Annotated in this window: 22 protein-coding genes and 2 tRNA genes; 14 read left to right on the top strand and 10 right to left on the bottom strand. The window is 41.5% G+C overall.

Annotation, left to right across the window (positions count from 1 at the left end; all coding sequences use genetic code 11):
• Nucleotides 1-397 precede the first annotated feature (397 nt).
• The 4 genes from MSTHT_RS01420 (at nt 398) to MSTHT_RS01405 (ending at nt 5017) form a co-directional block, all read left to right on the top strand.
• Nucleotides 398-1432: an inorganic phosphate transporter gene (locus MSTHT_RS01420; protein ID WP_048166256.1), complete on the top strand. Its 1035-nt coding sequence runs from the start codon at nt 398-400 to the stop codon at nt 1430-1432.
• A complete protein-coding gene (locus MSTHT_RS01415; protein ID WP_048166255.1) occupies nt 1429-2118 on the top strand; it encodes a TIGR00153 family protein in 690 nt (229 codons plus the stop codon). Before MSTHT_RS01420 ends, MSTHT_RS01415 begins: the two co-directional genes overlap by 4 nt.
• A 354-nt stretch (nt 2119-2472) precedes the next feature.
• On the top strand, nt 2473-3966 hold the full coding sequence (locus MSTHT_RS01410) for an alpha/beta hydrolase family protein (RefSeq protein WP_181952214.1): 1494 nt from the start codon (nt 2473-2475) through the stop codon (nt 3964-3966).
• A gap of 526 nt (nt 3967-4492) precedes the next feature.
• Nucleotides 4493-5017 carry a hypothetical protein gene (locus MSTHT_RS01405; protein ID WP_048166254.1) on the top strand — a complete coding sequence of 175 codons (525 nt, stop codon included), beginning with the start codon at nt 4493-4495 and terminating at the stop codon, nt 5015-5017.
• Nucleotides 5018-5244: 227 nt separating this feature from the next.
• Here the strand turns inward: MSTHT_RS01405 and MSTHT_RS01400 are convergent, their stop codons facing one another.
• From MSTHT_RS01400 to MSTHT_RS14890, 3 genes are all read right to left on the bottom strand, one after another.
• On the bottom strand, nt 5245-6576 hold the full coding sequence (locus tag MSTHT_RS01400) for a hemolysin family protein (RefSeq protein WP_048166253.1): 1332 nt from the start codon (nt 6574-6576) through the stop codon (nt 5245-5247).
• A gap of 248 nt (nt 6577-6824) precedes the next feature.
• Entirely contained in the window at nt 6825-7628 is an 804-nt protein-coding gene (locus MSTHT_RS01395) for a M48 family metallopeptidase (RefSeq protein ID WP_082086709.1), read from the bottom strand.
• A 916-nt stretch (nt 7629-8544) separates the two neighbouring features.
• Nucleotides 8545-8928, bottom strand: coding sequence for a hypothetical protein (locus MSTHT_RS14890; RefSeq protein WP_231588135.1), 384 nt, complete (start codon nt 8926-8928; stop codon nt 8545-8547).
• 52 nt (nt 8929-8980) lie between these two features.
• Here MSTHT_RS14890 and MSTHT_RS01390 point away from each other — a divergent pair, with 52 nt between their 5' ends.
• Nucleotides 8981-10372, top strand: coding sequence for a PKD domain-containing protein (locus tag MSTHT_RS01390; protein ID WP_231588134.1), 1392 nt, complete (start codon nt 8981-8983; stop codon nt 10370-10372).
• Between the two features lie 88 nt (nt 10373-10460).
• Here the strand turns inward: MSTHT_RS01390 and MSTHT_RS01385 are convergent, their stop codons facing one another.
• From MSTHT_RS01385 to MSTHT_RS01370, 4 genes are all read right to left on the bottom strand, one after another.
• Complete coding sequence (locus tag MSTHT_RS01385) at nt 10461-11330, bottom strand: nicotianamine synthase family protein (RefSeq protein ID WP_048166252.1); 870 nt, start codon at nt 11328-11330, stop codon at nt 10461-10463.
• A 230-nt stretch (nt 11331-11560) separates the two neighbouring features.
• On the bottom strand, nt 11561-11854 hold the full coding sequence (locus MSTHT_RS01380) for an ArsR/SmtB family transcription factor (protein WP_048166251.1): 294 nt from the start codon (nt 11852-11854) through the stop codon (nt 11561-11563).
• A gap of 94 nt (nt 11855-11948) precedes the next feature.
• Entirely contained in the window at nt 11949-12173 is a 225-nt protein-coding gene (locus MSTHT_RS01375; protein WP_374756216.1) for a hypothetical protein, read from the bottom strand.
• A 236-nt stretch (nt 12174-12409) separates the two neighbouring features.
• The gene (locus tag MSTHT_RS01370) at nt 12410-12871 is read right to left on the bottom strand and encodes a PepSY domain-containing protein (RefSeq protein ID WP_048166249.1); all 462 of its coding nucleotides are present in this window, start codon (nt 12869-12871) and stop codon (nt 12410-12412) included.
• Nucleotides 12872-13210: 339 nt separating this feature from the next.
• Here MSTHT_RS01370 and MSTHT_RS01365 point away from each other — a divergent pair, with 339 nt between their 5' ends.
• A complete protein-coding gene (locus MSTHT_RS01365) occupies nt 13211-14038 on the top strand; it encodes an alkaline phosphatase family protein (protein WP_048166248.1) in 828 nt (275 codons plus the stop codon).
• A 61-nt stretch (nt 14039-14099) separates the two neighbouring features.
• Here MSTHT_RS01365 and MSTHT_RS01360 read toward each other — a convergent pair whose 3' ends face one another.
• A complete protein-coding gene (locus tag MSTHT_RS01360) occupies nt 14100-14720 on the bottom strand; it encodes an HAD family hydrolase (protein ID WP_048166247.1) in 621 nt (206 codons plus the stop codon).
• 169 nt (nt 14721-14889) lie between these two features.
• Nucleotides 14890-15231 (bottom strand): hypothetical protein, encoded by a 342-nt coding sequence (locus MSTHT_RS01355; RefSeq protein ID WP_048166246.1) that lies wholly within the window; start codon nt 15229-15231, stop codon nt 14890-14892.
• 389 nt (nt 15232-15620) lie between these two features.
• Between MSTHT_RS01355 and MSTHT_RS01350 the strand changes: the two genes are divergently transcribed.
• The 8 genes from MSTHT_RS01350 (at nt 15621) to MSTHT_RS01315 (ending at nt 22999) form a co-directional block, all read left to right on the top strand.
• Nucleotides 15621-16757 carry a DUF373 family protein gene (locus MSTHT_RS01350; RefSeq protein WP_048166245.1) on the top strand — a complete coding sequence of 379 codons (1137 nt, stop codon included), beginning with the start codon at nt 15621-15623 and terminating at the stop codon, nt 16755-16757.
• An 88-nt stretch (nt 16758-16845) separates the two neighbouring features.
• On the top strand, nt 16846-17622 hold the full coding sequence (gene mtnP / locus MSTHT_RS01345; protein WP_048166244.1) for an S-methyl-5'-thioadenosine phosphorylase: 777 nt from the start codon (nt 16846-16848) through the stop codon (nt 17620-17622).
• A 562-nt stretch (nt 17623-18184) separates the two neighbouring features.
• The gene (locus tag MSTHT_RS01340) at nt 18185-20662 is read left to right on the top strand and encodes a DUF5814 domain-containing protein (RefSeq protein ID WP_048166243.1); all 2478 of its coding nucleotides are present in this window, start codon (nt 18185-18187) and stop codon (nt 20660-20662) included.
• 189 nt (nt 20663-20851) lie between these two features.
• Nucleotides 20852-21250, top strand: coding sequence for a DUF3467 domain-containing protein (locus tag MSTHT_RS01335; protein ID WP_048166242.1), 399 nt, complete (start codon nt 20852-20854; stop codon nt 21248-21250).
• Nucleotides 21251-21598: 348 nt separating this feature from the next.
• The gene (locus MSTHT_RS01330) at nt 21599-21823 is read left to right on the top strand and encodes an LSM domain-containing protein (protein ID WP_048166241.1); all 225 of its coding nucleotides are present in this window, start codon (nt 21599-21601) and stop codon (nt 21821-21823) included.
• 72 nt (nt 21824-21895) lie between these two features.
• Entirely contained in the window at nt 21896-22279 is a 384-nt protein-coding gene (locus tag MSTHT_RS01325) for a helix-turn-helix transcriptional regulator (RefSeq protein WP_048166240.1), read from the top strand.
• Nucleotides 22280-22415: 136 nt separating this feature from the next.
• Nucleotides 22416-22493 (top strand) — tRNA-Glu (locus MSTHT_RS01320).
• 428 nt (nt 22494-22921) lie between these two features.
• Nucleotides 22922-22999 (top strand) — tRNA-Glu (locus MSTHT_RS01315).
• A 211-nt stretch (nt 23000-23210) separates the two neighbouring features.
• Here MSTHT_RS01315 and MSTHT_RS01310 read toward each other — a convergent pair.
• Nucleotides 23211-24137, bottom strand: coding sequence for a hypothetical protein (locus MSTHT_RS01310; RefSeq protein WP_231588133.1), 927 nt, complete (start codon nt 24135-24137; stop codon nt 23211-23213).
• Nucleotides 24138-24275: the final 138 nt, after the last annotated feature.

The following is a 24275-nucleotide window of genomic DNA, read 5'->3' as shown; positions in this document are numbered from 1 at the left end:
AACTTCTTTTAGATATTCAATAAATTCCCTGAAAGGCACATCTGGATAAAAACTTTTTGCTATTTTTGAATAACGGAAAAGCTTTCTTCTTCTAGAATATCTCCTCATCATTCTTACTGGAGAATTAAAGTTCGATTGAGATAAAGAGTATAAATATACCAAAAATAGGCGTATATAGATCTATAGTATATATAGAGATTCTTGAAGTATAAGGAAACTATAAAATATAATGAAATTATCTGGAATACCATAGGAATTCTAAATTTAAATAGGCATCTTGAAATTATAAGGATTTTACATAAAGATTGATCAAAACTTAAAGATGTTGATTTTACGGTGATTATAAAGTTTATAACAATTATAAAAGTTGAAGTTTGAAACTTGCGGAGTAAGAAAAATGGAATTACTTATCATAGCGCTTACTTTAGCAGGTCTTTACATGGCCTGGAATATAGGGGCAAATGACCTCGCAAATGCTATGGGAACTTCGGTTGGAACAGGTGCTTTATCACTTAAACAGGTAATTATTATTGCTGCTTTGTTTGAGTTTTTAGGCGCCGTATTCTTCGGTGATCGTGTTACTGAGACAATTGCAAACGGCATTGTTCCCATTGATGCAATAGGAAGCATGCATCCCGATGTAGTTGCAGTTGGAATGCTGGCTGCAATTCTTGCAGCAGGCTTCTGGGTAACCCTTACAACCTTCTACAATCTCCCCGTTTCAACTAGCCATTCTATTGTTGGCTCTGTACTCGGCTTTGGACTGGTTGCAGCCTACAATGGAACTATCTCTTTTTCTGACATCCACTGGGGACAAATTACAAAAATTGTTGTCAGCTGGTTTGTGTCTCCAGTTCTTGGGGCTGTTTTTGCTTACGTTACCTTTTCTATAGTAAGAAAGATTTACCTTCATAGAGCTATAGACCTTCCTTTCGTTGAGAAAAAATTCATATCCTTGCAAATCATAACTGGTTGTTATATTGCATTTGCTCACGGATCAAACGATGTAGCAAACGCTGTAGGTCCTCTCGGTGCAGCGCTTAAGGTTATAGGAGTGGCAGGAGCAGAAGCCGGAATCCCCATCTGGGTGCTTGTAATGGGAGGTCTTGGAATGGTAATAGGAATGGCTACCTGGGGTTATAAAGTAGTTCTAACCATCGGCTCCAAGATTACGGAACTCACTCCAACACGTGGCTTTTCTGCTCAGTTTGCAACAGCTTCTGTAGTTCTGCTTCACAGTTACAGTTCCCTCCCGATTTCGACTACACACACACTTGTAGGTTCGGTTATAGGGGTCGGGCTTGCAGGCGGAATTGCAGCGGTTGACCTGCGCGTGATATGGAGGATTATTTCTTCCTGGGTAGCAACAGTTCCTATAGCTGCCCTTACATCAGCATTGATCTTTGTAGGGCTTGAGGTGATCTTCTTATGATAGACTATATCCGCTCCGTCCTTGACGTGGTCGCTGAATCTCCCTTTGTGCCTCTGGAAGAACACGCTAAAAAGGGAGTGATGGCAGTTGAAAAGCTGGCTGAAGCAATGGAAGCCTACTGTGCAGGCAATTATCCCATACTTGAAGAGAGGACGGAAGAGATTGACAAGCTGGAGCATGAGGCTGACAAACTCAAACAGAAGATAAGGGCAGGGATTCCCTCTTCAGTGAAGCTGCCAGTGAACAAAAAGGATCTTCTTTCTTTCCTTAAGCAGCAGGATTCCATTGCCGACTACGCCCAGGCTGCCGCTTACTGGATGACCCTTCGCCCCTGCAAAGATGTTCCTGATAAGATTAAAGAAGGCTTTATGGAGTTAATGGGCACCTCCCTGAAAACTGCAAGGTTATACGATGAACTCGTAGGCAAGCTTTACAAGCTACTTGCAACTTCCTTCAGCAAGGAAGAGATAAAGGAAACACTGACCATAATTCCTGAAGTCGAAAAGCTTGAACATGATGTGGATGTGCTTGAAACAGCCCTATTAAGAGAAATCTTCGAAAATGAGGATGCTATCGGGGGCGCAGGCGTCTGCCACCTTATAGGGCTTGTCGAAAGGATAGGAGGCATTGCCGATAAGTCTGCAAGCGCTGCTGATAGGCTGAGAACAATGATTCTCAGGAGATGAGTTCTTACTTATTCTATTTTTCCTTAACTTTTCCAATATAGCTTTCAACTATCACTATTTCCTTATCTTTTTCTAATATAGCTTTAACTCTCACTACTTAATTTGCCTTTTCTTGAACTTGCTTTCTTCTTTTCCTGCCATCTCATTTATCATACCTCAAACGTGATTTCCTAGCTTTACCTTCTGAGAATTAGAATTTCAGCCATAAGTTTTAACTTATTCATTTTTCTAATATTCATTCCTTTCCGACTCTACAAGCGCAGAAACAATCCCATTAAAAGATCAGATATTCAAAGAGAGGCAAATAGAGAGGGAAAAAAAACGCCAGATTAAAAATGTGAAAGAGAGGAGATTATGAGAAGTAAAGTAACAATTTGCTTGGTCTTGCTGATTATTACTATAATGAGTCTGGGATGCACTTTTCAACCAGATGGACAGCAGCAAGACAGTTCACAAATTAATAACACGACTGATGAGGGTGTTGAAGATCTCAGCGACATAGAAGGCATCTGGATGGGAAATTTAACCGTCCCAGGTGGGTTGCAGTTAAGGATAGTATTCAATATTTCTACTAATCCTGATGGGTCTATCAATGCCAGCATGGATAGCCCTGATCAGGGAGTAAGCGGTATACCGGTTGATACTGTCAGTTATAAAGAAGGCATTTTGAACCTCGAGGTAAAATCCATCGGGGGAAGTTTTGAAGGGGTATATAAGGAGAGTAGCGAGACTATTGAAGGAGAATGGAAACAGGCAGGATCAACTTTCCCACTTATCCTTAACAGGACTGAGAAGATCCCTGAAGTGCAAAGACCTCAGAACCCTGTAAAACCATATCCATATACTGAAGAAGAGGTTGTTTATGAAAATAAAGAAGCAGGAATAAAGCTGGCAGGAACATTAACGCTTCCACAGTCAGAGGGACCCTTCCCGGCAGTCATACTCATAACGGGCTCAGGTCAGCAAAATCGTGATGAAGAGGTCTTCGGACACCGTCCATTCCTTGTACTTTCGGATTATCTGACACGCCAGGGTATTGCCGTACTTCGGGTAGATGATCGAGGTATTGGAGGATCGACTGGGAATTTTTCACAGGCTACAACCGAGGACTTTGCAGGAGATGTACTTGCAGGTGTTGAATTTCTAAAAAACCGCCCTGAAATAAATCCGGACCAAATAGGACTGATAGGGCACAGCGAAGGAGGTCTGATTGCACCTATGGTGGCAGTAAAATCTCCAGACATTGCATTCATTGTACTGATGGCAGCCCCTGGGCTGACTGGAGAGGAAATTCTGTATATGCAAAGTGACCTGATTGCAAGAGCCGAGGGAGTAAGTAATGAGACTATTGCGCAAAATAGAGCTTTGCTGAATAGAATGTTTTCTGTAGTAAAGGAGGAAGAAAATAATACAATTGCTGAGGAGAAGCTTCGTGAGATTCTAAGGGCTGAACTGGCAAATCTGAGCGAAGAGGAAAAAGCAAATTTAGGCTATTCCGAGGCTGCTATTGACTCGCAGGTAAAAGAACTCACCTCACCCTGGATGCGCTTCTTCCTGACATATGACCCAAGACCAACATTGATGAGAGTTAAATGTCCCGTACTGGCAATCAATGGGGAAAAAGACCTTCAAGTTCCGCCTAAAGAAAACCTCCGCGCTATTGATGAGGCTCTCAGGGCAGGAGGCAATAAAGATTATTCAGTTAAAGAGTTGCCAGGTCTCAACCATTTATTCCAGACCGCTAATACGGGATCTCCCACAGAATACGCGAGAATAGAAGAAACTATCTCTCCAACTGCTCTAGAGGTTATCGGAAACTGGATTCTGGAACATACACAGAAAAAATAAAAGTAAACAAGTGAGAAGGAAATAGTGCACTGCAAATATAATAATTTCCATATAATTTCCTTCTCCTATTTCCAGAAAATGTTGATCAGGTTATTCTTATTATTTTGAGAGAAACTGACAGGTTTTATAAAAAAATAGCATGAAGAGCATTTTTAATGCTAGTTTTCCATTAAACGTATGAAATATAAGCTTCCTTTGTAGTTTTGACCTTTAAGAATTCAGTATGAAGAAAAATTCTCCATATGACTGATTTGTTCGATTGCAAAAGACTGTATCAAGATTTTAGAATATGTAACCTCCTTAAGAGCCTCAGGTTTAGTCTTAAATTGATTCTGAACAGAGTTAAAAACAATCTATAATTTTGTAATCTTTAATGTTTGAAAATAAAGCGTTACAAAGCTTTAAACTCTTTTTTGGATTTTTATAATACACTATAGAAATAAGTATGTTTATATTTTAATTTCTCCAGTTGGCTTTCGATTGCGAGTATTCTCGGATCAAATGTAAACAAATAAGGAGGAAAAAAATGGATTTTGACAGAAAGTCAATCTGGAAAATTACAGCATCTGTTTCTGTTGCATTAATGTTATTAACTATAGGAATGTTTACAGCCTCAGCATGCCAAGCTGAGAAATCCCCTGCTTACAGTGATCTAAACAGCCTGTCCTTTGGCGGCTGCGACAAATCAAACTGCATTGGAGACTGCTGTGACGACTGTACCGAGGCAAACTGTGAAGGCGACTGCTGCGAGAAATGTATAGACGTCTGCGGTCTGGATAACTGCACAGGAGACTGCTGTGACGACTGTACCGAGGCAGACTGTGAAGGCGACTGCTGTGATAAATGTATAGACGTCTGCGGTCTGGATAACTGCACAGGAGACTGCTGTGAAAACTGTACCGAGGCAGACTGTGAAGGCGACTGCTGTGAAAACTGTGTAGATGAATGTGGTCAGGCATGCGACCAGAGAAGCTGCGCTGACAACTCCGGAAAGACCTGTGATCAGATCGACTGCGCGATTAGCTCTAAACAGTCAACATGCAGCAAATAAAATCTTTGAAAGGCCCTAATCGCCTGTTCAAGCCCGATAAAAACGGGATTGAGAATTTCGAGCGTGATAACCCCTGAAAAATCCCTTTATTTCCAGAAATAAAAATACAGTTTATCGAAATTCTCTTTAATTTCTTTTTTTTAATTTGCAGGGTATTTAGTCTCTTCAATACCATTCTGAAACTTTATCATTCAGATGCGAAAAAGTTATGAGTGGATTACAGTCACTCAAATCTTAGGAGCAGGTGTTTGATCTTCAGGAGCCTGGGGAAACCGCGTCACAAGCACCTTATCTATTCGATTGCCGTCCATATCCACAACTTCATACCGCAGTCCTCCGTGTACAATAAAGTCTCCAGTTACTGGAATTCGCTGCAGAATAAAAATAATCAGCCCGGCAATTGTCCGGTAGTAACCCTCTTTCTCTCCTGGAAAGGAATCCACAGGCAGAAAATCCTTAACTTTTTCAATGGGCGTATCCCCGTCAATCAACCAGGAGCCGTCCTCTCTAACTCTAATCTGCGCCTCCTCAGGCTCGCCCAGAGAACGGACTTCGCCCACAATGGCTTCAAGGATGTCGTGCAGGGTTATCACTCCCTGAATGCTCCCGTATTCATCAGTTATAAGAGCAAAATGCACACCGGTCTGCTTGAACGATTCCAGAAGCTTCAGAACCGAAGCGCTTTCAGGTACGAAGACCGGCTTTGTAACCAAATCTCTGAGATCAACAGTGCCGCTTTTCACAAACTTCTCAAGAACCTTTTTTACGGAGATCATACCAACAATGTTATCCAGCTCACCTTCATATACCGGAAAATGTGATCTGCCACTTTCTATCATTTTCCGCAGATTCTCATCGGTCGAATCTTCAAGGTCAAGCCCGATAATATCAGAGCGATGCGTCATCAGGGAATCGACACGACGGTCGCCAATCTCAAGCACACCTTCTATCATGTTCAATTCGGCTTTCTCAAACACTCCGGCTTCGGTTCCTTCCTCAAGCATGATCTTGATTTCCTCTTCTGTAACAGGCGGCCCGGTAATCTTCCTGACCTTTAAGACCCTGAGCACAGACTCGGTTGAGTAACTGAGAATTATCACAAACGGCTTTGCAATAATAGAAAGATAGAACATGGGTTTTGCGACAGCGGAGGCTATGGACTCCGCATTGTTGAGTGCAAGCCGTTTAGGGACAAGTTCCCCAAAAATCAGGGTAAGGTAGGTAATCAAAACTACAACGAGAGTGATGCTGAGACCGCTGCTGTATGGAGCCAGAGCAGGGAATTCTCTAAGGTAAGCTGCAAGTTCCTTTGCTATCGTGGATCCACCGAATGCACCTGCAAAGATACCTACAAGGGTAATTCCTATCTGGATTGTTGAGAGAAAGGGCGTGGGCTCATTCGCGAGCTTAAGCGCAACATCTGCCCTTGTGTCCCCTTCTTCCGCCCGCTGTTTAAGGCGAGTTCTCTTGGCAGAAACAAGGGCAAATTCTGACATGGAAAACAAGCCATTGAGTGCGATAAGAACAAGGATGATTACAATCTCAGTCAAATATGGCATTTTGGAGGTATTAGATGGATAATAATTTAAATCTATTTAAAGCATTATAAAAATTTATTTTTTGTAAACTTATAACCGTATTTATTCCCATTTAGCGGTTGATTTTCCCTGCGGCTTCTGCCTGCTGTTCTGGAACCTTGCTCCAGAAACTGCAATTTTAAGCCCTTTTCTCTCGTTCCGGGCTGAAAAACTTCTCATTTCTATTCCCAGATAAATTTTTCAAGATCTATACTTTCAAAATCCATGGTTTAAAAAATTTTTCCAGGCTGGTTTTCGTTAAGAGCTTTTACCCTTCTCACCAGGGTTGGATGTGTTGAATAGAGATTCGTTGACCAGGTCCAGAAGCCCTCAGGGCTTTTTGCAGTCTCAAGATATTCCTCGTAGTTAACATTTTTGTATAGGTGTTCGCCTGCTGAGAGGACTATAAGCCCTCTTTTGCCTGAAGGAACAAGCCGGATTGCAATCCTATCTGCAGTATACTCCCTTGCCCGGCTAAGGGCAGTCCATAAAAGGTTCTTTAGCACAGGCACAAAGGCAACCGGGAAGATTGAGAGGTTGTAGAGCAGAGTAACATGACCTGCTTTTATGTGTGCCAGCTCATGGGCAACTATAAACTCCAGAGAATCAAAGTCTCCTTCCCTGTATGCGACCTCAACCACATCCGCATAAAAAACTACATAATTTCTCCTGAAGTACAGCCTGGTAGCAAACGCGTTTATTAGCCCACCTTGCTGGATTAAAAATGCATCTGGAATTTCTTTGAGATTCAGTTCAAAAGAAAGGCGCTTTATAATTTCGTAGAGTTCAGGGAACTGCTTTTCGGAAAGCTTGATCGCATTCGCCCTCATTGCCCCGTAAGTCTGCCCAGAGACGTATGAGAGAAAAACAATCGTTCCCGGGACTATCAGCATATATTCCTTCCCGAGGAGATCAGGATATAGAATCGGAGCTGCCATTAAAGTAACATAAATAAAAACACTGATCAGCAAACATATAATGAAAAGAGGTATTTCGGCAGGATGCCTTAGAGATTTTATCTCACTGTCCAGCAAATAATTTGTCCCCCCAGTTTTAGAAAGTATCTTTCAATTGTTCGCTAGAACCTACAAAAATGCTAATTTTTTATCATAAGTACACGATATACTCTGGATTTGAATCAATGTACCTTTTACTATGTAATACTTTTTACTAGGTAATACCTTTTACTATGAAAAATAAAATTCATTGTATGGTGGGCATTTTACTTTTGACTTCTTTTACTGCCGCTAACACATAGCTCTTCCCCAGGGAAAAGTAAGGCAGCTTATCTAATTTCAGAAGAATTACTGGATTGAGCAAGATGTTAGTAGATCAGATTAATTGGGAAGTTTTTCTCATGACCCGCCTCTTGCAAAAAGCTCTGAGGCCCTACGACCGAAAGGGTTGCTTGTTATGGAAGCAATGCTGGTCAGAATAACAAAAACTTACTTTTAATTGTTCCTGCTTTAAAAAACATGTTATGAGTATGATAAAAGAGCGAAATAATATTTTTTGTAAGAAAAAACCTGGATTGCATAAAATATATAAATCTGCCAAATAATCAACAGGTGTATATAAGATACCCAATCTAGGATGATAAGAAATCCCAGCTATTTTCATATATGTTTACTAGTTCATGTTTGTTTACTCCTTTTTAAGAAGATAAGAAGGCATATTAAAAAATGAATCTCCATATATATTTGTACTGATCGGGCAATAGACTTTAAAGCTTTTATTATTATAATATTCTTAATTATATTTCTTTAAGTATTATATCATATAGCAGTAATCTTTCCTTGATACAATTTTGAAAGCCTGTTAAAAAGCCGTGGTTGTATAAAGATCTGGAAATAATTTTTAAAAATTGACGTGGGCGATAATCTGCAAAAATATTATATTAGATTTTTTGGGCAGGGAGGGTCAAATAATCAGGTCAAAATTGTATCAAACTTAGCAAAGTCTGGGGTTATGATAAATGGGGAAACGAAAGTTTGACAGAATACAGAAGATATTAAGCGTTTTTACGGTGACATTTTTTTTGTTATCAGTAACAGCTGTATCAGTAACCGCACAGAATGGAGAAACGCTATTACCTACAGCACCAGGAGATAATGAAACAGAAACACAACCAGTTGTACCAGAGCCTACCGAGACAGAAACAGAAGCACCAGAACCTGCTGTAACAGAAGCACCAGAACCCACTGTAACAGAAGCACCAGAACCCACTGTAACAGAAACACCAGAACCTACTGTAACCGAACCTGAAGTAAATGTAACAGAACCTGAAGCGAATGTAACAGAACCAGAACCTACTGTAACAGAGCCGGAAGTCAATATAACAGAGCCAGAGATAAATGTCACAGAGCCAACAGAACCTGAAGTGAATGTGACAGAACCAGAAGTGAATATAACAGAGCTAGAGGTGAATGTAACAGAACCTGAAGTGAATATAACCGAACCTGAAGTGAATGTGACAGAACCAGAAGTGAATATAACAGAGCCGGCAGTGAATGTAACAGTATCAGGGGATAGCATAACAGTACCAGATGAGAATATAACCGTACCAGAGAATTTATCGATACCAGAGATTATATCACCGGTAATCGAAACTAATGGTACTATCAGTGTAATTAACGAAGAAACAAATACTACAACCAATTTGAGTGTTGGTCCCGATACTGGAGGAGTTGCAGTTAGTCCAGATGGAACAAAGGCGTATGTGACTAACCTTAACAACAACACTGTCTCTGTAATTAACACAGTAAACAACAGTGTTGAAGCCACAATCAATGTTGGAGATTATCCTGCTGGAATTGCATTTGCAGGAACAAATGCGTATGTGACCAATGCTAACAGCAACACTGTAACTGTAATTAACACGATAAATAACAATGTTATAGGCACAATTAATGTTGGAGAGCATCCTTCTGGAATTGCAGTCGCAGGAACAAATGCATATGTGGTCAATATCAACAGCAATACTGTCACTGTGATTAATACGATAAACAACAATGTTATAGGCACAATTAATGTTGGGAAGAATCCTGCTGGAATTGCGGTTGCAGGAACAAATGCATATGTGACCAATGCTAACAGCAACACTGTAACTGTAATTAACACGATAAACAACAACGTTATAGGCACAATTAATGTTGGAGAATATCCTACCGGAATTGCAGTTGCAGGAACAAAAGCATTTGTTTGTAACGCCAACAGTAATTCTGTTACTGTAATTAACACAATAAACAACAATATTATAGGCACAATTAACGTTGGAGAATATCCTGCCAGTATTGCAGTAATAGGAAACGAAGCACATGTGACAAACCTTAACAGCAATACTATCACGGTAATTAACACGATAAACAACAACGTTATAGCAACAACGCCTGCAAGAAGCCTTCCTGTTCCAACCGGACATTGTGTGTGTGCTATTCCGGTACCAAAACCGCCATGTCCCACGTGTCCATGTCCTACCTGTCCTGAAGTACCAAAATGTCCTACTGCAAACTTCAGCAGCAAGCCCATTTATGCGGTGAAATTTACGGACATGTCAAAAGGTGCGACTAAATGGTACTGGACTTTTGGAGATGGGACAAATTCAAGTGAGCGGAACCCTCTACATGTATACGCGAGACCTGGGAGCTATAGAGTTAACCTGACCGTAAGCAATGAAAACTGTACGGATTTCAAATCTTCTATAGTCAATGTCTGTCCCCAGGTATCCAAAGCAAATAATACACAGGTACCGCCAGGAGATAGTGCACCTATATACTGAAAGCAGCTGAGCTTACAAGAGAACCAAAAAGAATTCTACTAAGGTTCAGTTGGAAATGAATCTCATAATGCTCCAGTTTTCGGAGCATTTACTCATTTTTCTTCAGAAATTCTGTTCTCTGCAGAAATACGACGGTATTATATGCAGGAGGGACAGGCTGGATTCTCTTATACTCTCTATAACCTTCAGGCAAATCAAGCGAAGAATCCAGGTTTAACAGTTTCATTAAGCCTTTCTCATAGATTCTGTAAGATAGCCTGAAGCCTTCAGGTATTACCTTTAGCAGGTGATCGAGAATTTCTTTTTTGGGCTCAGCCTGGGCAGCTATAATAAGAGCCTTTGAATGGGTGCCAGAATCTATGAAATCAGCACGGCTGATGGAAAGATGATTCCCATTAATTATGGTGATGTCTTCCGAAAGCCCGAGCTTATCAAGTACTTTTATTGAGAGTTGTGCACTTGCAGGATCCTGCTCTATCCCTGTGCCCTTTATCCCGTGGCACCTGAGGAAAACGATAAGGGTCAGGGGAAGGGGCCCGCTCCCGAGAAAAAAGATCCTGTCCTCGGGTTTTAATTTGAAACCTTCATATTCTATCTGGACCAGCCTGAGGTAATTCCTGTAAAAGAGATACTTTTCAAGCACCTTCCACGGCGACTGGCTTGCAAGGATCTCGTTTGAGTATCTGGTCTCAAGCCTTACAGTATATAAATTTCGGAATCGATTCATGTGAGCAAAAACCGGTTCCATTTCTGGTTTATTCAAAAGGTCAAAATCTTTATCGCTGTACAGATCACGGGTAATTAAAACATCTAGTTTCAGGAACAATCTCTCAACCCTGTCCGAAGAACAGTTGAGAATCTCATCATCAGACAGCTCCCTTATGTCCTGATACAAGCCAAATATTTCTTTGAGAATGCTTTCTGAAAACTCAGGGCTTTTGTTAATTGTACTAACCATACCAATTCTTATCGTTGGCTGTGGAGCTATGCCTGCAGCTTCTCAGGGCTTTTGTTAATTGTACTAACCATACCAATCCCCAAACAGTATTACGGTGAGCCGGGATATATTCCTGTTGAGAATAATCACGACCCTGAGATTACGGAGGGAGATTTGTATATTTGCTCAGGGAGTGGAAAAGAAAAATCGAATAATTGGGAGAATATATTGAACCCTGTAAAACACCATCCTTATTCGAAAATTCGCTTTATATCCTCAATAGACAGGGAAACTTCAAACTCTTTTAATCTAAAAAACTTCTTTGCCCGCATATCGTCATCATCAAGTCTGAGGTCGCTTTCAACAAATCCGGCTTTTTCCAGGCGTTTCAAATGCAGGTTTACTACCTGCCTTGAGAGGTTCAGGTCTTTGGCGAGTTCGTAGACATACCTCTCCCTCTCAGCCAGCAGGTAGAGCAGTTTCAACCTTATGGGATGAGAGAGGGCTTCGCCGATCTCCACTATCTTTTCAAGTGATTTTTCCATCCTGAATATCCTCACGTATTTCTGGTGTCACCTGACCTGGAAGATTCCCTGAACCTGCCGCAGTTGTATAAAATTCTAGCACTCCGACTAAACTTTAGATTTCTTCCAGTTTGGATTTTATTTCTTCCACTGTTTTTTTGATTTCTTCGATATCTCTTTCCATTTTAATTATTCGCTCATTATCCCTTGGAGCTGCATACCCGGACCTGTTTAGCAGCACTACCACTGCACCTGCTATAAGCAAGATAAGTAGAAGGTTCAGGAGAAAACCCCAGAACGAGCCCATCATGCCGTATCCCATACCATTCAAGCTTCCCACCTCGAAAAAACAGGTTTTCTTGATATTATTTACTTTTCTTATCTCATCGAGTTTTTCTTTAGATATTGCTAAGCAAAATATAAGGAATATCTGGTAGAAAGGTAGCGATAAAAACTCAATAGAAATAACTGATAAAAGGTTGATAAAATGAATGCTTAAGCTGTAACTTTAAAACCTAATCTGATGGAATAAAGAAGATAATTATTAAGAGTTAGCTTGAGCACTCGATAATATTCTCAATAACTATCTCCTCTGCAGTAACCCTGTCCCCTGCAGTGCCTTTCGCCTGCCTGTGCTCCTGCGCAAATCGGGTAGTCAGTAAATACTTCACCGCTGATAGCATCAATTCTTGCCTGATTGTAAACCCCATCCTCGTCCTGATAGGTAACAATCCACCAGCGGCGCATCTGAGAAATGTCATCTTTAGAGATCTTGCTATCGATTTCTTTCCTTGCAATCTCGCGGGCTTCATCTGAAGTCTCGACCTCAACTTCAACCGGCTTATCTGAGTTGAGATATGGGCAGCTGGAGAAATTTCCTGCACACGGACCCAAGCCCATGCATCTTGCAGCCCACCTGTGTGGTACAGATCCGTAATTTGTCCCTGCATTATCCGAAGTAACTGCACTGACGACTGCTGCTCCGGAGGCTCCTACAAGCAGTATTCCCAGCAGAATTGCTATTATTGCCTTTTTCATTTTATGCACCTTTACGCCTGTTTTTGTTTTCGTCCACGCATGTAATCAACTATGAATTACTACAATAGCTGCAAACGCCTGTTGCCACACAATATGTAGTATTTACACTACATATGTAGTCTACGTGATAATATATAAACTATCACAGGTACTGCTGGCTTTCATGAAAATTCAGCTGTACTTTCATTTGTCCATCCTAGAGGCGGCGGAACCAAAATAGACCTGCAGCAATAGCCTCAGGGCTTTAAAAAGGTCTATGTTATGTAGATCTGAATTTAAAACCGGCAGTACAGGAAAATAGATATAAACCGGCTTACTAGATAATGTATTGGAGAGCACATGGAAATTTTAGAATGCAGCATAATTGATATTGCCCCTACGATCGCGACACTGCTCAAAATTCCTATGGTTCCGCCTGCAGGCAGACCAATTCGAGCAGTAGAAACCTACGCGCAGGAAAGAGGCTGCAAGCGAGCGGCAGTAATTATTGTGGTTGATAGTCTTGGGTATTCCCTTTACAAGCACCTTTCTAAATTAATGATAAAACTGAGTGAGCTTGCCGAAAAAGGAATCCTGTTCAGGTGCAAATCCGTTGCATCAACAACATCCCCTGCTATTGCATCAATCTTTACAGGATATCCACCAGAAATGCATAATGTCTACTCGACTCAAGATATCTATACCGAAAGAGCAAAAGACTCGGAAAATCCGAAACTGAAGAGTATCATGGAATGGGCTTACAGGGCAGGCATGAAAGCGTCAGCGGTCATCGAGTATGAAGGTGCAGAAAGTTTCAGGGGAAGAATAAGAGACTTTTATGGAGTTCCAGATTCCGAAGATATCCTGGATTATGACCTTCAGATAACGAATTATGCTGTGCGTGCTCTCAAAGAAAAGCCTGATATCCTGGCGGTTCACCTAAGGGCTCTTGATCGTTTTTCCCACAGGGCAGAAAGCTGGGAAGAACTGAAAAAGGCTGCAAAAGCCGTAGATGAAAACCTGGGCGAGATTTTCCGGAATGCAGAAAAAGGGACGATTTTCTTTATCTGCGGAGACCACGCAATCCACGGCGGAGAAAAATGGTTGAAGAATGCGGAAGGAGAAGATATCAAAAATCACAGGGAAAACATTGTAGCCCTTATTGTAGCCTGTAAGCAGGAAGTGTAAATTGACCGAACGCCTCCTCCAAGAAGCTAAGATTAGCAAGTTTATTATTTTAAAATTAGTATCAGAACCTTTGCTCAACCTCAAGAATCTTACTGAAACACCTGATTGTTCGGCTGGTATTCTTATGCAGAATTCCAATACCTCCTGCTTCTTCCCACTCGCGGATGTTTTCGGAATTATCATCAATAAGAACCCTTGCAGTCCCTGACTGCAGGGCTTTTTCCGGGCGGTAGCAGAGGATCGCATTTTCTGCATAAGAGGGTCCAAGTTCTCTCCTGATCCATTTGATTTTTCCTTCTCTCGCATTGGTTAAGGCTTTTTTTCTCTCAGGTCCTGGGAGCGCAGAAAGGATTGTAGGAAAGTAGCCCGAACTTCTAAGAAACCCATGCAGCTCTCTTCCTCCTGGCATCCAGGGCATCTCTGACCAGAATTCAATCCCTGCCGATGCAATTTTTTTCCAGAATAATTCTCTATCATTGCTGTACCAGAACATCATATCCTCACTCAGTTTTTCGCAGGCACCTGTGAAGTCCGTAAGGACTCCATCCATGTCAAGAAAGAGTTTTATTTCTTCTATGGGTTCGGGAGAAAAAGAGAGATCAGACGAATGGCTTGAGAGAGATCGCTGAGAGCTTGCAGGATTGATCTGGGTAAAATTGTACGGATTTAAAGAAACAGACATAATAAACCTCCCCTAATACCTCTAGCGGCAAATGACTTCCCATCAAACATTTAGAGACCGTAATAAAGAAAATACTCACAGTAAAAAATTATTATATAAAAGGTTAAAAAGAAGATTTCTATCTTCCCCGTGGAAGATTTCTACCTTCTCATCCGTCACTTCGTCGTGCTTATTTTTTCTTTGAGATAGAGCTTTCGAACCTGTCCACCAGTTTCTTTACATCGGTCTTGATGTCCGAGGCAAGCTTTTTTGCACTCTCACCGGTTGTATCAATGAGTTTATCAACTCTGCCAGTGATGCTTTTTACCTCATCCTTTACATCAATGGACTTCATCTCCTCGGAAAGAGATTTTATTTCTGCATTTATACTCTTTGCAAGTTTCGAGGCTTCGTCCCCTGTCTTCTTTGCAAGAAGATCAATGTCGTTTCCAAGCTTTCCTAACCGTTCCTGAATCCCGGAACTCTTTTTTCCGGTTTCTATTCCCTTGCTTTCACTTTCCATTTGTACCATATAGACCCCTTCATATATTTAATAAATATAATGGATTTAATAAATATAATGGATTTCTCTCAAAAGAAAGTCTGTTTTTCAGATATTTATTATGAACTTTCGGTATCATAAAATTACCCCATAAAGTTTTATTTAAAGTTTTGGAATTGTTTAAATATTATCAGTAAAATTCTGTGAACCCTCCACAACCAAAAACTAATTTTAAAAGTAAATTAATGTTACGCTACAAGCTTATAAAGTATAAATTAAAATAGTATGCTTGTAAAAGTAAGGCTAGTTAACTGATTCAAAGAGTTTATGGAAAGATATGAGAACCGGATTGAGACGCCGTACTCAGGAAAAATCAGCTCTCTGTGATAGAGTAAGCCATTAAAGGCTATAGAGGAAGTATGCAGACCTTAGTTATATGCATAGACAGAGATAACGATCTGGGCGAAAAAGCAAAGCTCGAAACCCCGATAGTAGGACGGGAAGCAAATATTCAAGCTGCCGCCGCACTTGGGATCGCAGATCCGGAGGATTCTGATACCAATACAATTTTCGGCGGGATCAGGATTCTTGATGAATTGCGGGCAAAAGGAATCGATGCAGAGATAGTCTCTTTTGCAGGAGACAAAAACGTTGGAGTAATCTCAGACCAGAAAATTGCAGAACAGCTCGAAACCTTTCTCAATACGCATGATGTGCAGAGAGCGATTTTTGTATCAGACGGTGCAGAGGACGAGACGCTTGTGCCTATTGTCCAATCCCGTATAAAAATTGACTCCGTAAAAAGAATCGTTGTAATGCAAAGTGAAAATCTGGAAAGTACCTATTATATTTTGAAACATGCATTCAGCGACCCAAAGATTTCCCAGACCTTCTTTGTACCTTTAGGGCTTGCTTTTCTTATTTATGCAATATTTCTGCTTGCCCAGTATCCAGAAGGTGCAGTTGTGGGAATTTTTGCAGCTGTAGGGCTTTACATGCTGTACAGGGGCTTTGGGCTGGATGATCTTGTCGCCCTTGAGAAAGAAAGGCTCTGGGACGCTTTTCTGGAACAGAAGATGGTTTTCATAAGCTATACGGCTGCCCTGCTTACAATTCTTGTAGCAACTGCATACGGAGCCATGGAGGTATGGGAACTTTATTCGGCAGAAGGGGTGTGGTACCACGGAACCCTTACGCTTGTCTCGGTATTCATAAATGCCTCAGTCTGGTGGTATGCAGGAGCCCTGCTGCTTGCTAATCTTGGAAAAATTTTCGATCTAAGGATGGAGGAAAAGCCAATTTATAAAAATATCTCCATCTCTCTCTTTATAATCGCAACCGGACTGCTCTTCTGGGGTGCAAGCACGTATATTTTAGCGGCAGCCTCCCTCTCGGAAGGCATTACTAATAATGCAACTCTTGCCCTCCAGTATTTTGTATATTCAGTCATAGTTGCAATTCTTATTGCTCTTGTAGGTATAAAGTACAGCGTATCCAACCAGGCTTCCGAAAATGGAAACCCAGAAAGGGGTAGAAGAAAGAAAAAGCTCGCCTGACTGCGGTTATTTTTCCAGGTAACCAGAATCCGATAGGTCAGGCGAATAGAAAAATGGAGCAACGGTAAAAAACATCAGGTAGATAAAAATGGAAAAAGCAGCTGAAAATGTAGAGATTGCAGTGTTCGGTGGTGTTGGTTTCAATTCATACAGGGAATTTGAAAGCCAGCCAGTACACACTCCATATGGAGAAGTTACCGCTTATTTTACTACCATAAGAAGAAAAAGAGTTGCAATAATTCCGAGGCATGCAGGAGAAAACCATATTCCTCCACATAGAATTAACTACAGGGCAAATATCTGGGCAGTACATGCCATAGGGGCAAAGCGTATAATCTCTACAAATTCCGTAGGGTCAATGCGAGGACATCCTGTGGGCAGTTTTGTAGTGCTTGATGATTTCATAGATTTTACCCGGAACAGACCCTCTACCTTCTATGATGATAGGACTGTACATGTCGATCTCTCTGAGCCCTACTGCCCGGAAATCAGGACTGCTCTCAGGTGTGCCCTGGAAAAAAAAGGGCTTTCCTATACTGAAGGAATTTATGCCTGCACGGAAGGTCCGCGTTTTGAGACCCGAGCCGAAATCCGAATGATGAGCCAGTTTGCTGATGTTGTGGGCATGACGGGTGTGCCTGAGGTAGTCCTTGCAAAAGAACTCAGCCTCTGTTATGCTTCTCTCGCCATTGTCACAAACCAGGCATGTGGGTTGACCACACAGAAACTAACCGCGGATGAAGTCACTGAAGTTGTGGGAAAAGCCCAGGATTCGATCTTTGAAATAATTTCTGACACCATAGAAAATCTCAAAGAAACCCGAAGCTGTATGTGCAGATTTGCAACAGAAGGAGCATGCTTGTAACCATAACTTTTTGTTAAAAAGTTGCAAAAGAAGAGAGAAGAGCATGCTTGTAAGGTCTTATTTAAAGAAATTACAGAAGAAGTATATTATAAGTTTTATTTTAAAAAGGCAGCAGGGAAGCAGACTCCAAATAAATACAATCTCTACAAATAGGTTCTTGATAAGATATTTTTCCAGAATTTTCTTTACAATAAGCACTCTTACTAACATTTTCTTTAAGCATGTCTTTAGAAATTTTCCAGACAATTCACTTAAGTAACTTCTTCAAATATTACTTAAATGAGTCATGGTGTCATTTCACAAAATTGCATATTCGAATGCTTCAAGCAGCTTATTCAATACTGTGATCTTCAGGAAAGAGCAGATTATCTTATTTATATAATTATTAAGTGATAAAATATTTATATAATAGTTCCCTATAAGATGAGGTGCAAATAGGATAAAAGAATGACAAAAAAGGTGTGCTAAGGAAAAGTAAGTAAAATTGAGCACCGAATGAAGTTAAAAGTGTAAATAGTAAATTTTGAGAGAATTTAATAAATTTCAATCGATCAGGATAAAAATGATACTCTGGGTCTTAGGCTACGCTGAAAAATCGAAGATAAGAGTTATGGCTATAAAGGATCGGCTGAAACAGCCGATTTATACGGCGGAACTCTATATAAAGGATAGTCACAAAGGACCACGTCCCCACAAAATAAGGCTTCTTACCGGTAAAAAAGAAGAATTCATTCCTCACCAGCAGTTTATAGAGCTCTTACGCAGTGCAAACCGGATAATGCTTGCAGAAGGAGGAGACCCCGCAAATGAGACTGCGTTTATGGAGATGCTCAAAGGTTTTCAACTCAGTGCAGATAGAGTTAAAATCTGCAAACACTGCCTGATAAACAAACGTTTCAACTTTGTAAATAGTAAATCCATAAAATACCACGATGAACTCATCTGCCTGGACTGTGCAAAAGAAGAACTTTTGCGTGCAGTCCGTTCGGCTGGTGTGCAGTATGGGGAGAAATCCATAGATTTCCTTGAGCAGGTTCTCGTGAAGACCAGGGACCTGGATAGGACTATCAGGATGCTTACCCCTGATAGGCTGGACCCGGAGTTTACGCGTTACGATACTATATGGACAAACCCTGCGAGTGCTACTGTCAGGATAAAGAACCTGCCCCTTCAAAAGAAATTCAAAGACATGCTGCTCGAAAGATCCGAAACCTTACTGCCTGTTCAGGCTTTGTCGATTGAAGCCGGGCTTCTAGAAGGGAAAAATCAGTTTGTAGTCTCGGCGACAGCAACCGGAAAGACCCTTATAGGGGAGATGGCAGGAATCCAGAACCTTCTTGATAAAAAAGGAAAAATGCTTTATCTGGTTCCCCTGGTGGCACTTGCAAACCAGAAATACGACCAGTTCAGAGAGCGCTATTCGAAACTTGGGCTCACCACTTCAATAAAGATAGGGGCAAATCTCATAAAAACTTCCCAGCGCGTGAAAATGCATACAAGCCCGAGTGCGGATATAATCGTGGGGACTTACGAGGGTATAGACCATATGCTCAGGTCTGGAAATGCCGATTACCTGGGTAAGATCGGAACTGTGATTGTGGACGAAGTCCATACCCTCGAAGATCAGGAAAGGGGGCACAGGCTGGACGGGCTTATAGGAAGGCTGAGGTATGTGGCACCCGAAGCGCAGTTTATCTATCTCTCAGCAACCGTAGCAAATCCTGAGGGCTATGCAAAGAAGCTCGGAGCCAGGCTTGTCCGTTACGAGCACAGACCTGTCCCTATTGACCGGCATCTCTTATTCTGCCAGGAAAACGAGAAGGCAAAGCTAATTTCTCAGCTAGCGAAAGAAGAGTATTCGATGCTTTCTTCTAAAAAGCATAGGGGGCAGACAATTGTCTTTACAAACTCCCGCCGGAACTGCCACAAGCTCGCCGCCGCCCTTTCAATTCAGGCAGCTCCCTATCACGCCGGGCTTTCCCAGTACGAGAGAAAGAAAATTGAGACTCGCTTTGCAAAAGGAGAGCTTCCGGTAGTCGTGACTACAGCTGCCCTTGCGGCAGGTGTGGATTTTCCGGCTTCCCAGGTAATCTTTGAATCTCTGGCAATGGGAGTAGACTGGATTTCAGTCCAGGACTTCCTGCAGATGAGCGGAAGGGCAGGCAGGCCCGACTATCATGACCGCGGAATTGTCGTGCTTATGCCCGTGCCCGGAAAGTCCTACTCAGGCTCCCAGTCCGATACCGAAGAAGAGGTTGCAATCAAACTGCTTCAGGGCGAAATGCTCTCAGCAGGGGTACAGTACGGAGAAGCCGAGCAGCTTGAGGAAGTGCTTGCATCAGTTGCAGTCACTTCTTCGGTGCAGGATCTCAGGAAGATCCATAACATGATGTTTGGGAACTACGACCTGGAAAGATTAATCCAGCGCCTCCAGAATTATCGCTTTCTGGAAAGAAAAGGAAACCGGATAACGCTTACGCGTTTTGGAAAGATTGTTGCGACTCATTTCCTTTCGGTATCGAAAGCCTTCCTGATTCGGGATGCCGTGCTTGAAGAGAACAAACCCCTTCAGATTGTGACAAACCTTGAGTTTTTCGATGCAGCGTACTTCAAGTATGCAAACCAGATAGGAAGCTCTCTGCATGTTAATATGCCTTCAAGGGTCTTTCAGGGGGCTACCCTTGATATAATCTTTGACGGGGAATCCCTTTCCCAGCTTGATGTAAAAATCCGGGAGTTAATGTTGAGCTTTGCTTCGGACTTTTTAACCTGTGCCTGCAAAGATTCGCCTTACTGCGGCTGTGCAGAACAGAAGTTCTCGGAAAAAATTATCAAGTTGCGTACAGAAGCGCTTGAACCTGAACAGATTGTAAAGAGACTTGAAGAAAAATACGGAATTTCCGCATACCAGGGCGATGTTTTCGGGTATCTGGACAACGCAGTCCGTAATCTTGATGCTGTGGAACTTATAGCAAAGGTGCACTCCAAAAAGGGAGTGGCAGAAGAAGCAAAAAAGCTTAAAAAGAAAGTCCAAGGTTAAGAGATCAAAAACGTTTTTGCAGATAGCATTGTATAGAGAGTTAAGATGCTCCTGTTTATATGTAAAATGAATTGTTTATACGCAGGGCTGACAGGTTTTCCCAAAATCCAGCCAGTATATAATATATCAGAATTCGACAACAGGATATATTATAACAGAATTTTGAGAGAGTAAGATAGAGGTGATTTCATGACTGAGGACGTAGAACACAAGAAAAATATTGAAAATGAAGCCTCAAAGAAGGTTAAAAAAAATATCACAATAGAATTTTTGAAACCTGATAACTTCAGGCAGATATATGCTATCGGAGCAGCAGGAGGGCACAGCCCCTACGATTTCAGGATCGGTTTTTACAACGACACTCCTAAAATGTTTGGGGATGCCTCAGAACCAAGGGTTATCGAGAGGCGTGTTGAGGCTGAGATTATACTCTCTCCTGTTGCTGCACTTGAGCTTTCAAGGTGGCTGACCCAGCATATAAACGAATATGAGTCCGTTTTCGGACCTATTGCAAGAGCAATCCCGAGACCAAAAAAAGATGCTGCAAAGCCTATTGACGAAAGTACGGATATTCAGGGTTATATCTGATCCTGGCTCGAGTCAGGATAAAATAGCTTAAGGATTCTGGTTAACTGAGAAATCGAACTTGACTTCCATAAGGAGCTATTTGATCCAGGAAGTCTTTTGAGAACCCGGAAGATCGATGGTTATATATCTCTGTAAAGGGTAAGTAATTTTCAGTCTTCTTAAAAGCCGGTGGAGTGACGATATTAGAAAATTTTCTCGATTACTGACAGGAAGCGGCTGAGACAGGCAGCGAACAGACCGCACATGTGATGCGGCTCTGATGCAGCTCGCCCTTACCGGCTTGGGACATAAGAAACAGGAACCCGGGAGTACGGGGAAAAAGCAGAACAAATAAGCGAGGGTTTAAATTTGTTCCCAAATAAAAAAGTTCAGAAGATCGTTGGATCAAAGATCCAGGTAGAAATGAAAGGCGACCTTAATCTGCTTGAAGGCACTCTTAAGAGTGTGGATGACTACATGAACCTTCATCTCGAGGACACCATGGAGATCGTAAAAGGAGAAAAAGTCCGTTCCCTTGGTTCTGTAGTGCTTCGTGGTAATAACATCATACTGATTACTCCTGTCGAAGAATAAACTTCAGAAGGAACATCATAATGTACATAAGGAACGTCATAGTGTGCATAAGGAACATCATAGTGTGGAATCATGGATCTTGAAGAAGAAGCTTATAACATAATAAAAAGCCATAAAGAAGGCGTTTTCCAGAACCTTATCTGGAAAGAGCTGAACATCGATAGCAGAAAATGTTCCAGAATCATAAAAAAGCTTCTGGACAAAGACCTTATTGTACGAGAGGTTGGAGTTTCAAACGGTGCAAGAACATACCTGCTGAAAGCAAAAGAAGAGGTTAAAGAAAAATATGACCTCCTGCTTGCAGGAAATTTATTTTCGGCCTGTACAGGTTGCACCGGCGACTGTCAACCCGAATACTGCGGGAGACTCAGCGAATGGATTGAAAACCTCATTCAACAGGAAGCTGAGAGATCGGAAGAAACCGGCGAAATCAATGTCGATATCGAAGATGAATGAAGCTTAAGAAGAAATCTGAAAAGGTTACCAAGTACAGCAGTTAATAACATATCGAAAGTACAGGCAACCGATAATTATATATAGAAAAGCCCCTTATTGAAGAACCTCCTTCAATAAGGGGAACAACATACAAAACGCTCCGGTAGTGTAGTCCGGCCAATCATTCCGGCCTTTCGAGCCGAAGACTCGGGTTCGAATCCCGGCCGGAGCACCATACTTTTTTTTACAGATTTTCACAAATAACTTCTATAATTAAGAGAATTACTCCTCTGACTTTTCCATAGACGTATAATTTATAATGTATTGCCTTGCACAGATAGTGCTGTCAGTTGCCAGTAACTCATGTGAGTTTCAGGCGAGCTCAAAGTCCATAATTTATTGCCGCCTGCCCGCCCTAATTCACTAATTTTGAATCGAGTTTTTTTAAAAAAGCTTTAAGAGTTTAGAAAAAGTTTTTTTTAATGAGTCGCGGCATGTCTATAAAAAGAAATGAAATTCCTTTAAATAGTTCTCACATAAAACTCTATCTGACCAATAGATCCCCCAGAAGGGGTTTGGAGAGGGACAGCTTTATATATTACTAGTATCTATTGAAGGTCTCGTTGTGAGATGCGCTGTGAGATGCGCAATGAAATGCGATGTGCTCCGGTAGTGTAGTCCGGCCAATCATTCCGGCCTTTCGAGCCGAAGACTCGGGTTCGAATCCCGGCCGGAGCACCATATTCTTTTCTACGCGAAACGCCTTTCCTATAATGATTTCTTTTCTATAACGTCATTACAAATTTTATTACGAGCTTTTGTTTTTACTGATCATTTACACTATTTTACTGATCAACTACACTATTCTTTTTTTACAACCTTGTTTTCTAGGAATTATATCTTCAAACCCCACTGCCATCCGTTGAGCTTTGAATACTCAACTATTCCTTCCTTAACGCTTTCTCAAAATAATAGAATGGAGCTCTTTTATTTCCCTGATCTTTTCCAGATTCTGTACTTCATCAAGCAGACCTGCTGTATTGACAGATTCGAGTGCAGCCTTTGCGGCAAAGCATGCTCCTTTCATTCCACGTTCAAGAGTAAGCACACGTATTGTTTCCAGAGACCACGCAATCTGAATGATTACATTTCTCATGCCGCGCTGAGAGACTGCTTTGCCCAGGTTTTCAAGTGCCTCAATTATAGCCTTTGCATGGGACTCGCTGTTTTCCCTTCTTATGACGGCATTGCCCAGGTCTTCAAGAATAACTGCAGCTTCCAGAGCATTGGATTCAATTTCCTGTTCGGCTGAAGCTACACCTATTTCTCCAAGAAAATCTATGGCAGCAATTCCGGCATAAGGAAGACCTTTTTCTATTGATTTCAAGGCTACCTGCATAAGATAAACTTCAGAAAGGCTTACCAAGGTTTCCATTTTCATTCTAGAAGAGTTCTTCCCACAGTTCCCAAGCGATTCAGCTGCACTTTTCGCTGCCGTATCCAGTCCCTTTTCTGCAATCTCCTGGGCAAGGCTTCCTATAATGGATAAAGCCTTTATAGCAATAGTTTCCCTCTTCTGGCTGGCAGCCTCAAACACTATATCCCCAAGTACATAGCATGAAACTGCACATGCCTGCTGCATCTCCTTTTCAGCAGCAACCCTGGCTATATCCCCAATTGAGATGATAAGTGCTTTCAAATCCAGCTCATTTTCAGCATTGGCATCTAGATGAATAAGCTGAAACACGAAGTCCCTTAACCTGTTGATGGCTTCTATTGTGCCTCTCTGGTCTCCACTATACGCTTTACGGAACCCGTCTTCAATAGTTCTGACCTCATCAAGCTCATTTTCATTTACAAACGAAGTACCATGCCCCACACCAGTTCTTGTTAATCTTATTGTCCTTACAGCAGATTAGTCTTCCTATCAAAATCGCTTTCCTGTTTCTTCTTCAGCCTTCTGCACAGAAATCAGACAAGGCAATATTTGTTAAATATTTTAATAATCTTTTATGCC

The organism is Methanosarcina thermophila TM-1 (assembly GCF_000969885.1).
Lineage (GTDB): Archaea > Halobacteriota > Methanosarcinia > Methanosarcinales > Methanosarcinaceae > Methanosarcina > Methanosarcina thermophila.
Note: the sequence above shows the minus strand (reverse complement) of the source record. Positions and strands in the feature narration are given on the sequence as shown.

Coding starts and splice junctions, on each gene's coding strand:
- MSTHT_RS01420 (WP_048166256.1), top strand. CDS start 398: ATGGAATTACTTATCATAGCGCTTACTTTAGCAGGTCTTTACATGGCC.
- MSTHT_RS01415 (WP_048166255.1), top strand. CDS start 1,429: ATGATAGACTATATCCGCTCCGTCCTTGACGTGGTCGCTGAATCTCCC.
- MSTHT_RS01410 (WP_181952214.1), top strand. CDS start 2,473: ATGAGAAGTAAAGTAACAATTTGCTTGGTCTTGCTGATTATTACTATA.
- MSTHT_RS01405 (WP_048166254.1), top strand. CDS start 4,493: ATGGATTTTGACAGAAAGTCAATCTGGAAAATTACAGCATCTGTTTCT.
- MSTHT_RS01400 (WP_048166253.1), bottom strand. CDS start 6,576: ATGCCATATTTGACTGAGATTGTAATCATCCTTGTTCTTATCGCACTC.
- MSTHT_RS01385 (WP_048166252.1), bottom strand. CDS start 11,330: ATGGTTAGTACAATTAACAAAAGCCCTGAGTTTTCAGAAAGCATTCTC.
- MSTHT_RS01380 (WP_048166251.1), bottom strand. CDS start 11,854: ATGGAAAAATCACTTGAAAAGATAGTGGAGATCGGCGAAGCCCTCTCT.
- MSTHT_RS01370 (WP_048166249.1), bottom strand. CDS start 12,871: ATGAAAAAGGCAATAATAGCAATTCTGCTGGGAATACTGCTTGTAGGA.
- MSTHT_RS01365 (WP_048166248.1), top strand. CDS start 13,211: ATGGAAATTTTAGAATGCAGCATAATTGATATTGCCCCTACGATCGCG.
- MSTHT_RS01360 (WP_048166247.1), bottom strand. CDS start 14,720: ATGTCTGTTTCTTTAAATCCGTACAATTTTACCCAGATCAATCCTGCA.
- MSTHT_RS01355 (WP_048166246.1), bottom strand. CDS start 15,231: ATGGTACAAATGGAAAGTGAAAGCAAGGGAATAGAAACCGGAAAAAAG.
- MSTHT_RS01350 (WP_048166245.1), top strand. CDS start 15,621: ATGCAGACCTTAGTTATATGCATAGACAGAGATAACGATCTGGGCGAA.
- mtnP (WP_048166244.1), top strand. CDS start 16,846: ATGGAAAAAGCAGCTGAAAATGTAGAGATTGCAGTGTTCGGTGGTGTT.
- MSTHT_RS01340 (WP_048166243.1), top strand. CDS start 18,185: ATGATACTCTGGGTCTTAGGCTACGCTGAAAAATCGAAGATAAGAGTT.
- MSTHT_RS01335 (WP_048166242.1), top strand. CDS start 20,852: ATGACTGAGGACGTAGAACACAAGAAAAATATTGAAAATGAAGCCTCA.
- MSTHT_RS01325 (WP_048166240.1), top strand. CDS start 21,896: ATGGATCTTGAAGAAGAAGCTTATAACATAATAAAAAGCCATAAAGAA.